The organism is Bacillus sp. FSL K6-6540, from assembly GCF_038007545.1.
Genome location: NZ_JBBOXH010000001.1, coordinates 5,402,048 through 5,413,979 on the forward strand (window position 1 = coordinate 5,402,048; position 11,932 = coordinate 5,413,979).

10 protein-coding genes and 1 other annotated feature are annotated in these 11,932 nt (G+C 50.8%); of the genes, 5 read left to right on the plus strand and 5 right to left on the minus strand.

What is annotated here, in order from left to right:
• Positions 1-94: 94 nt before the first annotated feature.
• Positions 95-324: a binding site (T-box leader), on the minus strand.
• Between the two features lie 81 nt (positions 325-405).
• The gene (locus tag MHH82_RS24020) at positions 406-1,476 is read right to left on the minus strand and encodes a bifunctional 3-deoxy-7-phosphoheptulonate synthase/chorismate mutase (protein WP_036660068.1); all 1,071 of its coding nucleotides are present in this window, start codon (positions 1,474-1,476) and stop codon (positions 406-408) included.
• Between the two features lie 429 nt (positions 1,477-1,905).
• Complete coding sequence (locus tag MHH82_RS24025; RefSeq protein ID WP_340968127.1) at positions 1,906-3,114, minus strand: DUF418 domain-containing protein; 1,209 nt, start codon at positions 3,112-3,114, stop codon at positions 1,906-1,908.
• A gap of 343 nt (positions 3,115-3,457) precedes the next feature.
• On the opposite strand from MHH82_RS24025, the gene MHH82_RS24030 reads away from it, so the two are divergent.
• A complete protein-coding gene (locus tag MHH82_RS24030; RefSeq protein ID WP_251497899.1) occupies positions 3,458-4,153 on the plus strand; it encodes a response regulator transcription factor in 696 nt (231 codons plus the stop codon).
• Positions 4,150-5,607, plus strand: coding sequence for a sensor histidine kinase (locus tag MHH82_RS24035; RefSeq protein WP_251497902.1), 1,458 nt, complete (start codon positions 4,150-4,152; stop codon positions 5,605-5,607). Before MHH82_RS24030 ends, MHH82_RS24035 begins: the two co-directional genes overlap by 4 nt.
• Positions 5,608-5,684: 77 nt before the next feature.
• Here MHH82_RS24035 and MHH82_RS24040 read toward each other — a convergent pair whose 3' ends face one another.
• Entirely contained in the window at positions 5,685-6,641 is a 957-nt protein-coding gene (locus tag MHH82_RS24040; protein WP_015736827.1) for a 3'-5' exoribonuclease YhaM family protein, read from the minus strand.
• Between the two features lie 210 nt (positions 6,642-6,851).
• Positions 6,852-7,772 carry an aldo/keto reductase gene (locus MHH82_RS24045; RefSeq protein WP_251497905.1) on the minus strand — a complete coding sequence of 307 codons (921 nt, stop codon included), beginning with the start codon at positions 7,770-7,772 and terminating at the stop codon, positions 6,852-6,854.
• Between the two features lie 211 nt (positions 7,773-7,983).
• Here MHH82_RS24045 and mgtE point away from each other — a divergent pair, with 211 nt between their 5' ends.
• The 3 genes from mgtE to MHH82_RS24060 all read left to right on the plus strand — a co-directional run bounded on the left by mgtE (position 7,984) and on the right by MHH82_RS24060 (position 11,477).
• On the plus strand, positions 7,984-9,339 hold the full coding sequence (gene mgtE / locus MHH82_RS24050) for a magnesium transporter (RefSeq protein ID WP_251497908.1): 1,356 nt from the start codon (positions 7,984-7,986) through the stop codon (positions 9,337-9,339).
• A 194-nt stretch (positions 9,340-9,533) separates the two neighbouring features.
• Positions 9,534-10,130: a DUF1349 domain-containing protein gene (locus tag MHH82_RS24055; RefSeq protein WP_340968135.1), complete on the plus strand. Its 597-nt coding sequence runs from the start codon at positions 9,534-9,536 to the stop codon at positions 10,128-10,130.
• Between the two features lie 270 nt (positions 10,131-10,400).
• Positions 10,401-11,477, plus strand: coding sequence for an SDR family oxidoreductase (locus tag MHH82_RS24060; RefSeq protein WP_145037081.1), 1,077 nt, complete (start codon positions 10,401-10,403; stop codon positions 11,475-11,477).
• Between the two features lie 71 nt (positions 11,478-11,548).
• Here MHH82_RS24060 and MHH82_RS24065 read toward each other — a convergent pair whose 3' ends face one another.
• A complete protein-coding gene (locus tag MHH82_RS24065) occupies positions 11,549-11,923 on the minus strand; it encodes a winged helix-turn-helix transcriptional regulator (RefSeq protein WP_015736832.1) in 375 nt (124 codons plus the stop codon).
• Between the last annotated feature and the right edge of the window lie 9 nt (positions 11,924-11,932).

Here is an 11,932-nt window from a genome sequence, read left to right on the forward strand (position 1 = left end):
GAATTCCTCCTTGGTCGCTGAACTTGGGTTTATCTATATCAAGCAGGGTTGGTTAAACCCGGAATTTAACCAACAAAAAAACCCCGCCTCTACGTATAGAGGCGGGGTTGAACCCGCGGTACCACTCTAATTCATTTTATGCAAAATGATCTTCTTCGATGGCCATCACCATCTATCCCTGTAACGGTGGAACTCCGGCTAACCCTACATGTTCAGGCAGCTGTTCATAGACGAGTTCAAAGGGAACGACGTTACCGTTTCGCACCTGCCAACGGCTCTCTGAAAAGTCATTTCGCTTTTACTATTTCTAATCAAAACATTTCAATATGAATTTTGATAATTATCTTAGAGAATGAACAGCGATTTGTCAACCCTTCATTTTCCAGATATTAAAAACGACGCTTCTTACAGCAATCCGGACTTCTTCACATTCGCCAGGAAATCATGGAATTCCGGAATATTCAGCTGCTGAGCCGCATCGGACAACGCCGTGGCCGGATCGGGATGAACCTCTACCATTACGCCGTCTGCCCCCGCAGCCAGCGCCGCTCTGGCACAAGGAGCCAGGATGTCTTTGCGGCCCGTGGAATGCGTCACGTCCACCAGCACCGGCAGATGCGTTTCTTGTTTCAGGATCGGCACCGCCGAGATGTCCAAGGTATTTCGCGTTGCCTTCTCGTACGTCCGAATGCCGCGTTCAATGAGCATGACCTGCGTATTGCCGCGGGACACGATGTACTCCGCAGCGTGCACGAACTCATCGATCGTAGCCGCAAGACCGCGTTTCAGCAGCACCGGCGTTTGAACATCCCCTGCCGCTTTCAACAGCTCGAAGTTCTGCATGTTCCGGGCGCCGATCTGAATGACGTCAATGTATTCGCAAGCAAGCTCGATATGGGCAGGATCCACGATTTCGCTGATCGTCTTCAGCCCGAACTCGGACGCTACTTCCTTTAGAATTTTCAGGCCTTCCACGCCCAAGCCCTGAAAATCGTAAGGCGATGTTCTCGGCTTGAACGCTCCTCCGCGCATGACGGTAATGCCGGCTTCCTTGAGGGCTGCCGCTACCTGGCGCACCTGATCATAACTCTCAACCGAACAAGGCCCTGCAATCATCACCGGCGTGCCGCCGCCGATCACCGTATTGCCCAGCTCAATCAGCGTATCCTCCTGCTTCTTCTTCCGGCTCACCAGCAGATGCTTCTTGTGATCGACCTGCTGCAGCTTTAAGGATGCCTGAAAAATCTGTTTAAACAAATGACGCACCGTCTCATTATCAAAAGGGCCTTGGTTATGTTCCACCAAGGTGTCCAGCATTTTCTTCTCGCGTACCGGATCGAAATCAGGCACTCCCTGCTTCACTTTCTCCTGACCGATTTCCTTGGCGATCCGCGCCCGCTCCGACAGCAGCTCCAGCAGCTGAAGATTGACGGTATCAAGCTCCGATCTCAATTGCTCCAAACGTCCTTGACTCATCTAGAATCTCTCCCTCGCATTTTTTTCTGGTATATATAAACAAAAAGACCCCCCGCCCGGAAAGGGACGAGGAGTCGTGGTACCACCCTTATTAGATATGCGAAAAATATAGCAAGCACATCTCACTTGAACCTCTTAACGCAAGGGTTACGGGTAAACCTACGGCTTGCACGAAACATGCAAACGATCAGAATACCAGCTCCGGAATGAACTTCGGCGGAGAACCTTCACCGGGGCGCTCTCAGTCGGTGGCTGCCCTTTCCTGTCAGGAACGTTCTTTCGCTTACTCTTTCCATCATCGCTTGTTATAACATATCGTGTTGGTTAATTAAGAAGCATTGTATTACACCCCGGATTGAAATTGCAAGAGTTTTATTTAAAGCTTGGGTGCTTTGATGCAGCGATGATTTAAATGGGCGGCCTTGTTCTTCAGGAACGAGCATGCACCCTTTCTCTTTGTTTCACGGGATTTCCCCAATACGTAAACAGGCGCCAAACATATTCGAACGGGCCGATCGGAAGCCGTTTGAACCAGACTTTGCTGCAGGCTGCTTGCACAATAAAAATGACCACGGCCATCAGCATCTGCCAGACCGGCTCGATGGTTCCGTACCACCCCAGACCGTAGCTGTAAAAGATCAATCCGCACAGGATCGATTGAAGCAAATAGTTGGTGAAGGCCATTTTGCCGGGATAGGAAAACAAATTCAACACCTTCTGCCACGATTTATTCTGGTATAAAAGTGCAAACACTCCGATGTAAGCCAGCGCCAAGAGCGGTGCCCCCACGAACAAGGCTGCCGCCTCGGCCCAGGACGGAAGTCCATCCGCTAGCGTCATCACGAATTGAAGGAGAAGACCGAGGCTTCCGCCAATGACGACCGATCGGATGATCCCCTTCCGGTTCTTCTGGACCTCATGCAAAATACGGCGCTTGCAGAAGTAGGCACCCATCAGGAACATCCCTAATACTTGCGGGTAGAAGACCACCATATTCAAGATGGAGCCGATGTAATCATTCAGCCGCTGAGCCATGATCTGGGCCATCGACCCTTCCCCGTAAATAGCGGCATCCCGCTCCTGGAAATAGATTCCCATCTGATGGGCATCCGCCGGGCTAAACGGCTCGAATACCTGGCCGGATTCCGGGTTCAGCAGGCTTGCTCCCGTTAGCAGAACGGGAACGATCAGCAGCAGGGATATTGACCAGATCAGCAGCGTTTTCGGCTTGCAGCGCTGAAACAGCATCAATAGGAATCCCATAAGCGCGTAATGCGTTAGAACGTCCCCGTACCATATCAAGATTCCGTGGATCAGGCCGATCAGAAGCAGAGCCGTTAATCTTCGGGCATAAATGCGGTTAAAACTGCGGCCTTTCGCCTGACTGCTTTCCCGTAACAGCACCATGCCGTAGCCGAACAGGAAGGAAAAAATCAAAATGAATTTGCCGTCAATGACAATCCCGCGCAGCATTATCAGGACTTCATTGTACCAGCCCGACCATAATTCGACCCCGAACGAAATGGTTTGCAGCGATGTCGTAAAAAACGTAATGTTCACCAAAAAGATGCCTAATAGTGCAAATCCCCTCAAGCTATCGATGAGCTGTATTCTGGGCTGTGAATTCGTTGCCATCATCGTACCTCCTTATCATTGTGCCTACAGGTTAAGGTACAATCATAAAGAAAGGATAAAGAAACTCAAATTGACCTGTAAGTATACAGCAGCTTAAGCATCACTGCGCATGCGGATCATTCTTCCGATCGCTGTTGCCCCCAGATTTCTATCTATCCATTTAAGAATGGTTGAAATCCGGGGGCAAAGGCGACCGCTTCCGCTTCTCCAGAACGATTCCGCCTGCTCCGTTGAGGTAGGGGCATATATAAACTTCAAGTAACAGGACTTTCTTTATTCTTTCTTTAGAAATGACGTGTACACTTACCAGATAGACCTTTTGAATAGCTATTTCTTGGAGGACGTAATGGATATGGCAAACGAAACGATCCTATTGGTGGATGATGAAGAAGAAATCATCTCTTTTATACAAGATTCATTGGAGCTTGAAGGCTACCACGTACTCACGGCCGGAAGCGGACAGGAGGCGTTAATCCAGAGCAAGCAGCAGCCGTCCCTGATCATACTCGATGTGATGATGCCCGAGATGGACGGCATTGAGGTCTGCAAGCAGCTAAGGGAAACGACGCAGTGCCCCATTGTATTCCTGAGTGCCCGCCAGAGTGAAGTGGACCGAATTAAAGGTCTGGCGGCAGGCGGGGATGATTATCTGCTCAAGCCCTTCAGCCTCGCGGAATTAAAAGCCCGAATCCATGCCCATCTGCGGCGGGAACAGCGAATCCACACGCAAAAAGAACAGGGCATCCTGCGGTTCCAAGCCCTGACGATCGATTGCAAAGGGCATGCCGTTAGCTGCAATGGGCACGACCTCCCGCTAACGAATAAGGAGTTTCAGATCGTAGAACTGCTGGCGATGCATCAGGGACAGGTCTTTTCCAGGGAGCAGATTTACGAGAAGTTATGGGGATTGGACGCCGATGGGGACGACTCAACCATCACCGAGCATATCAAGAAAATCCGGGCCAAGCTGGCCGCCCACGCACTGAACCGCAGCTTTATTCAAACCGTCTGGGGCATCGGCTACAAGTGGGATCCCCAATGACGAAACAGCGTTCCATCAAAAATACGTTCGCCCGCCATTTCGTCTCGATTCTGATCTGCAGTTTGCTGGCTACGCTTGTGACCTGGGGACTGCTTGTGCTGCTGCTGGGTTACTTGTTCAACCATGACATCGCGCTCCCGGCAAATCATTACGAGGCGCAAATCCCCGTGATTACGGAATACGCCCAGACCCGGGGCGACTCCATCATGAGCACGGAGGGGCAAGCCGAGCTGGAAAAGGTAATTCCCTCACAGGGCATGTCCTACCTGGTCGTGTCCCTTACCGGCAAACCCTTGTACGGGGATCTTCATATCCATGAATCGCTTAGCCGGGAGAAAATCCTGGCGCGATTAAACCAGACGCGCAGCGGCATGAATGAAATCGTAGTATACAAGCCGGTTGTCTCCCGGGACGGCAATCTGATCGGGGCTCTGCTGGTTGGATACAGCCTGAAGGTAACGGCGGCCAATCCTGCGCTGAATCCCTTGGTGACCTTTGGGTTCCTTGCGTTCTTCCTGACGCCATTTTTGTATATCGTTTTGTTCACCTTGGTATTCGGCAGGCGGTTCAGCCGAAAAATCAGCGCTCCGCTGCAGCAGCTTCTGCAAGGAGCCGAAATGATTAAAGAGCGTAATTTAGGCTTTAGCATATCCGGGGCTTCGTCCATTGCGGAGGTAAACCGGCTAACGAAGGCTTTTGAAGACATGCGTCAGGAGCTGGAGCATTCCATCGAGCGGGAGTGGAGAATGGAGCAAGAACGAAGCACCATGTTTGCGGCGCTCGCTCACGACCTTCGGACGCCGCTAACGATTGTTCAAGGCCATGTCGAGGGGCTTGAGCAGATGAACGGGGAGCCTGATGAAGGCAAACGGCTGCAGTACCTGCAGGTCATCAAACGGAACACAACCCGCGCTTCGAAGCTTCTTCAAGACATGAACACCATGGCGGAGATCGAGAAGGTGTCTTTTCGCCTCCAGCCGCTTCCCGTGGATATCGAAGAATTGGCGGACGAAAAAACCGGGGAATATGCCGCTTTATGCAGGGGGAAGAACATCGCCTTCCAATCGAAGGTTTACGATAACCGAACGGCCAAGACTCCGGTCATGCTCGATCCCTATCGCATCATCCAGGTTCTGGACAATCTCGTATCCAACAGCCTTCGCTACACCCCTGAAGCCGGGCGGATTCTATGGCACATCGAGATCACCGAGCAGCAGGTAGTGATGGCCGTCACGGATAACGGAACAGGCTTTGGGCAGCAGCGGCATCTGCAGCAGGTGTTTAAGCCTTTTTACCAGGGTCAGGTGCATTCCTCCAGGCAAAAAGGGCATTCCGGTCTGGGACTGTATATCGCCAAACTTCTCGTTCAGCACCACGGAGGGCATATTGTTGCCGAGAACAACCCGCTTCGCGGGGCAACGGTTCGTTTTACGCTGCCGATCCAGGGAACATGAGCCGTCCTACACCATAATGAAAAGGCATGCCCACAATCCAATGGATCGGGCCAATGGATCGGGAAATGCCTTCATCGTCATACCTTCAACCGATAAATCGCTTTATTATCCAGGCCGCGGATCATTGGTGTCCACGGCTCCGTTTCAATCGTCGTATCCAGGGCGTCCTCTACCATCTGCAGCTTGGCATCCAGCAGATCGATATGATGCAGCGCGACGGCCTCGGCCGTTTGCGGCTGAACCGGGCTGCCCCACTCTCCGAGGTTATGATGGGAAAGCACCAGATGCTGCAAGCCCAAAACCACTTCGGATTCAAGCGCGATGCCGTTCTCGATTGCCGCCTCCACGATCCAGTTGGACGCCAGGGCGATATGCCCAATCAGCTTGCCCTGGTTGCTGTAATCCGTTACGATGCCCATCTGTGCGATCATCTCTTCCGGCTTCGCGATATCATGCAGGATAATGCCTGCCCTGATCAAATCCGGATTCAGAAACGGCCGCTGCTTGCAGATGAAATCGCCAATCTCCAGCATGCGGACGATATGGTAAGCCAGCCCGGCGTAATAGGCATGATGATAGGTTTTGGCAGCCGGATAATGCATCAGCTTCTCTTCCACCTTCGACACGCAATACTGTACGATGCTTCGCACCTGCGGCTCCGTAATCTCGTTCATCGTAAGTTTGATCGTATGTATCAGATCCACGGGGCGAATGGGCGCAGCCCTCACAAAATCCGTTAACGAGACGCCATCCGCATCGGTAGCCTTGCGGATACGGCTGATCTTGACTTGAGGTTGGTCCCTGTAGCTCAGTACGGTCCCCTGGATTTTGACCAATTGCATCGGCAGGAACGTTTCTTTATCCTGTATGGTCACATCCCAGTACTTGGCCGATATTTGACCGCTGGCATCCGCGAGAACAATATCGAAATAGTCTTTCGGCGGCGTGCCGTTGGTCTGTCTCATATTCAATTCTTTTAACAAATAAAAACCGACAAAATCATCTTGTATGCTGAGTTTATTAATAGGTTTCATCTGTTCCTCCCCAAAAAATCCCGTTAGGTTTACTATAACAAAGTCCCGTACAGTGAGTCTATTACCCTATACCGCTCTGTAAAATCGCAGATTCCTGCCTGCGAAGCGGACGGTTGCCGGTTTGCAGGCAAGGTAGGGATGACACAAGAAAAAGCACCCGCGGGTGCTTTTTCTGCTATCGCCCTATTCGGATTCGAGTCATGGCGGGTATTAAGATTTCCAGGCTCCCGGATGGTCGTCCTGCACCAAATCCAGATGCACGGCCCTCGCGTTCATCTCCACCTGTTCCACGCTCTTGCAGCCGGGAATGACGCAGCTGACGGCCGGGTGCTTCAAGCACCAGGCCAAGGCCCACTCGGCCATATTCACGCCCTCCGGCACTTCATTCTGCTTGATCTCCTCCACAAGCTTCAGCTTGGCGTTGATCTCATCCTGATCGCGGTTCTTGCGCACATTGTCGCTGAACACCGTGCCAGGCTTGTATTTTCCGCTTAAGTAGCCGCTCGCAAGCGGAACTCGCGCCAATACGCCAAGATCCTGCTTCAAACATGAAGGGAAAACCTCTTCCTCCGGCGCTTGATCGAGACGGTTATACACGACCTGGATGGCTTTGGCATTCACCTCCGCCGCCTTGTCGGTTTGATAGATATTTCTGTTGCTTCCGATGGATATGCCCAGATTGCGGATGGTTCCCGCTTGGATCTGCTTGTCCAGCATCGTCCACATCTCATCATTGTTGAACACGTCATCCGAGCCGGAATGGAATTGATACAGGTCGATATAATCGGTACGCAGCGCTTTAAGTGATTCCTCCAGCTGAATTCGGATCTGCTTCGCATCCCAAGCATTCTCCCATTGCTCATGCCATCGATGGCCGAACTTGGAGGCAATGACCCAATCCTCGCGGCGGTCGCGCGCCAAGAAATCACCGATGAAATTCTCTGACATATGATGAGGCCCGTAACATTCGGCTGTATCCAGCAAATTAATGCCCAGCTCCTTGGCATGCGTCAAGATGGCATCGACTTCCTTTTGGTTGAAATCCTTCCCCCAATCACCGCCAAACTGCCAGGTTCCCACACCGACTACCGATACTTTCAGATTGGTTTTCCCGAGACGTCTGTATTTCATATGCTCACCCCTACTCATGAATTTGTGCGCCTATATCTTATTGTAATTTGCAAGCGTTTGCAACTTTTGCCGAGGATTCTTTTTTCGTTCGCCAATCCTTTTTTCATGCACTTGCCGTATCCATGCTGTTTAACAACAAGTCGTTATGGTGAACCCTATAATAGTTACATTTCGTTATCATGGGACGGAACAAGAAAGGAGGAGTCATGGCGTGAATTCCCGGACACTTGAGCAATGGATACCGGACATTACAGAGAGTCTAAAGGCAAAGACGTCAAATGATTTTCAGCGCATCATCGACGAATTTCTCCCTTATGACCTGGCAAAAATACATAGCCACCTGAGCGACACGGACCAAACCCGCTTTCTGCAGTTTCTGAACGAGGAACAACTGGCCGACATGATTCAGGAAATGGAGCATGAGAGGCAAATCGAAGTTCTGGGCAGGCTGGGCAAAGAGAGAACGGCCATTATCCTGGACTTGATGGATAACGACGACCTCGCCATTCTGCTGGACGAGCTGTCACCCGAGCAGAAGGACGAATTTCTCAAGGGAATGCGGGACGAGGAATCCCAATTTGTCCTGAACCTGATGAAATACCCGCCGGAAACCGCCGGCCGAATCATGACGAACCGTTATGTGTGGATCCCCCAGCATTACACCGTCTCCGAAGTGGTCCAGAAGCTGAAAACCTACGTTTCCATTTCGGAAACCATCAACTATCTGTATGTCATTGATCATGACAAGAAACTGATGGGCGTGGTGTCTTACCGGGGACTCATCTTGGCCGAGCCGGATGAATATATCGTGGACATCATGCACAGCCGGGTGCTGTCCGTGCCCGTGGATGCCGATCAGGAGGAAGTTGCGCACATAATCCAAAAATACGATTTGGTAGCCATCCCCGTCGTTGAACAGGACAACCGTCTTGTTGGGATCATTACGGTTGACGATATCCTGGACGTCGTCATTAAGGAAGCGGATGAGGACATTCGGAAAATGAACGCCACCGGAGGCAAAACCATCGACTTCAACACCAAAGCAACCGTTGCCGCCTATCGAAGATTGCCGTGGTTGATCCTGCTCTTATTCATCGGGCTGATCTCGGGAACGATCATTTCCAGATTTGAAGAGACGCTGGCACAGGTTGTGGCGCTGGCCTTCTTCATGCCCATGATTGCGGGAATGACCGGAAATACCGGAACGCAGTCGCTAGCTGTCATTGTAAGAGGCTTGACCACCAAAGAAATGACCAAATCGCTGGTGCTCCGGTTGTTAGCCAGGGAACTGAAGGTCGGGCTGATGATCGGGGTGACGTGCGGCATTCTGATTTCCTTGATCGCATACTTCTGGCAGGGCAACCTCTACTTGGGGCTTGTGGTCGGAAGCTCGTTGATTGCCACGCTGATCGTGGGCACGATGGCCGGCACCGTCATCCCCCTCATTCTGTTCAAATTCAAGATCGATCCGGCTGTGGCTTCCGGTCCACTGATTACAACCATTAACGATATTCTCTCGCTTGTTATCTACTTTGGCATCGCTACCCTGTTTCTTGCCTATATCTAACCGAGAACTTAGGATTAACAATCCCTTGCGATAAAAAGACTTCCGGGTAATTCCCGAAGGTCTTTTTTTTGGGGATCCGCCAGTTTTAGGATATCATGATCTCTCAAATCGGCAGGGTCTTATGGGGTAAAGAGGAAAAAGTTTGCAATTAATGCCATCCGGGTTATCATATATGTAAAAGAGGAGACATAGCGATGAGCAAAAATTTATTTCATCCAGAAACAAGAGAGAAACTAAAGTGGCTTAATAAACCTGGACATTGGGAGTTTACGACAGATGACAGGCTCATCCTGGATGCTCCACCGAAAGCTGATTTTTTCAAAGACCCTGCAGGAAAACATATTGTTCATTCTGCGCCCTATCTTCACCTTCAGGTTGATTCAACATTCCAGCTTATAACGCAGCTTCAGGTAGACATGAACCATTTATATGATTCCGGGTGCTTGATGTTGATGGCAGACGAGAACAATTGGGCCAAGCTATGTTATGAATTCAATGGTGAGCATGCCACTATCGTGTCCGTTGTTACTCGGAACGGTGTTTCGGATGACTGTAATTCTGAGCGTGTATTCGTTAGCAATCCTTATTTGAAAACGACGAAAAAAGACAAAACGATTTCCTTTTACTACTCATCCGACGGTGAAGTTTGGAAATTGATTCGATACTTCGGAATGGATGCCCCGATTCCTTTTACTGCAGGTGTGGTCGCTCAATCACCGATGGGAGCAGGCTGTCGAGTCCAATTTCTGTCTTTGTTATTATCAGAATCCGATGAGGAAAGCAGGTTTTAGAAGCAGCTCATGAGCTGCTTCTTTTTTTGGTTTACGGACGTAAATTGTGCCCTACACTTAGCAGATTATACGGCTATTGATAAGGACACAAGTTGCAAGTTCTTGTCCTCAATAAATGCAGTTCGAATATTTCCTTAGTTAAAAAGGGCGGGTACTGCTTAAACGTTACCAAAAAGTAATTACATCACTTCAAAGTGCGTACTTCTCAAGCCGAACCCTAACGTGCAAAATGACATTTATCAAGAACAAGACGTTAGGAGATGAACTTATATGAATACAGATCAACGTTCGCATCATTCGCAAAAAACGGCTTTGGTTGTAGGGGCTAACGGGGTGATCGGCCGCAACCTCATCAAGTACCTTGCGACGCTTCAAGGCTGGGAGATCATCGGCGTATCGCGCCGAGGCGGGGAATCCACGAACCGCGTACGTTATATCTCCGCCGATCTGCTTAATCGGGAGGATACGATCATCAAATTAAGCTCCTTGACCGAAGTAACGCATATCTTCTACGCGGCCTATCAGGACCGGCCAACGTGGGCCGAACTCGTCGCGCCGAATCTGGCCATGCTCGTTCATGTCGTGGAAGCCATCGAGCCCATTGCCGACAATCTGCAGCATGTCAGCCTGATGCAGGGCTATAAGGTATACGGCGCGCATCTCGGTCCGTTCAAGACGCCGGCCCGGGAGACGGATGCGAATCATATGCCGCCGGAATTCAATGTGGATCAGCAGAACTTCCTGGAGGAACGGCAGCAAGGCAAAGCCTGGACGTGGTCCGCGCTGCGCCCCTCCGTTGTCAGCGGATTCGCCCTTGGAAACCCGATGAATCTGGCGATGGTCATTGCCGTCTATGCCTCGATTTCGAAAGAGCTCGGCATTCCTCTGCGTTTTCCTGGTAAACCGGGAGCCTATCAGAGCCTGCTGGAGATGACCGATGCCGATCTGCTCGCGAAGGCGACCGTTTGGGCAGCGACCGATGAACGCTGCGCCAATCAAGCCTTCAATATTACGAACGGGGACTTGTTCCGCTGGAACGAATTGTGGCCGAAGATCGCGTTGTATTTTGAGATGGAAACCGCACCGCCCCTGCAGATGAATCTGGAAACGGTCATGGCGGATAAAGAGCCGGTTTGGAATCGCATGGTTGAGAAGCATGGGCTTGCGAAGCACGATTATGATGAGGTTTCATCCTGGAAGTTCGGTGATTTCGTGTTCTCCTGGGATTATGATTTCTTTGCAGACGGCTCGAAGGCCCGCCGCTTCGGGTTTCATGAGTATGTCGATACGGAGGCCATGTTCATGAACATCTTTGACGAACTTCGGCGGCGTAAAGTCATTCCCTAAGCGATCGCGCAGCCTGTATGACGAGAGCCGGCTATACGGCGTATAGTCGGCTCTTTCATTTTTACAATCTTTTAAAACCGGTCCTCAAATGCCGGCTTCTCCAGCACCATGGCGGACTCGCCGTATTTTCGCTCGATATGCGTATCCCCCCATCGGCACATCAGATGAAGAATCTCCTTCAGGCTCCAGCCGTACTCGCTCAGTTCATACTCCACCTTGGGGGGAACCTGATTGTACGTTTTGCGTACTATAACGCCCTCCTCTTCCAGCTCCCGCAGATGCTGTGTCAGCATTTTTTGGGTGATCTGGGGAATCAGGCTTAAAAATTCGCTATTTCGTCTTTTACCGAACGTAAGATGAAAGAGAATGACCGGTTTCCACTTTCCGCCAATGACCTCCAGCGTAGCTTCGACCGCCGTGTTGTACACTTTTTCTTTAAACTCCATGCAAGCCTC

Bases quoted from the DNA above. Each gene is read 5' to 3' on its own strand.
- MHH82_RS24020 (WP_036660068.1), bottom strand. From the start codon at position 1,476: ATGAGTCAAGGACGTTTGGAGCAATTGAGATCGGAGCTTGATACCGTC.
- MHH82_RS24065 (WP_015736832.1), bottom strand. From the start codon at position 11,923: ATGGAGTTTAAAGAAAAAGTGTACAACACGGCGGTCGAAGCTACGCTG.
- MHH82_RS24045 (WP_251497905.1), bottom strand. From the start codon at position 7,772: ATGAAATACAGACGTCTCGGGAAAACCAATCTGAAAGTATCGGTAGTC.
- MHH82_RS24055 (WP_340968135.1), top strand. From the start codon at position 9,534: ATGAGCAAAAATTTATTTCATCCAGAAACAAGAGAGAAACTAAAGTGG.
- MHH82_RS24040 (WP_015736827.1), bottom strand. From the start codon at position 6,641: ATGAAACCTATTAATAAACTCAGCATACAAGATGATTTTGTCGGTTTT.
- MHH82_RS24030 (WP_251497899.1), top strand. From the start codon at position 3,458: ATGGATATGGCAAACGAAACGATCCTATTGGTGGATGATGAAGAAGAA.
- MHH82_RS24035 (WP_251497902.1), top strand. From the start codon at position 4,150: ATGACGAAACAGCGTTCCATCAAAAATACGTTCGCCCGCCATTTCGTC.
- MHH82_RS24060 (WP_145037081.1), top strand. From the start codon at position 10,401: ATGAATACAGATCAACGTTCGCATCATTCGCAAAAAACGGCTTTGGTT.
- MHH82_RS24025 (WP_340968127.1), bottom strand. From the start codon at position 3,114: ATGATGGCAACGAATTCACAGCCCAGAATACAGCTCATCGATAGCTTG.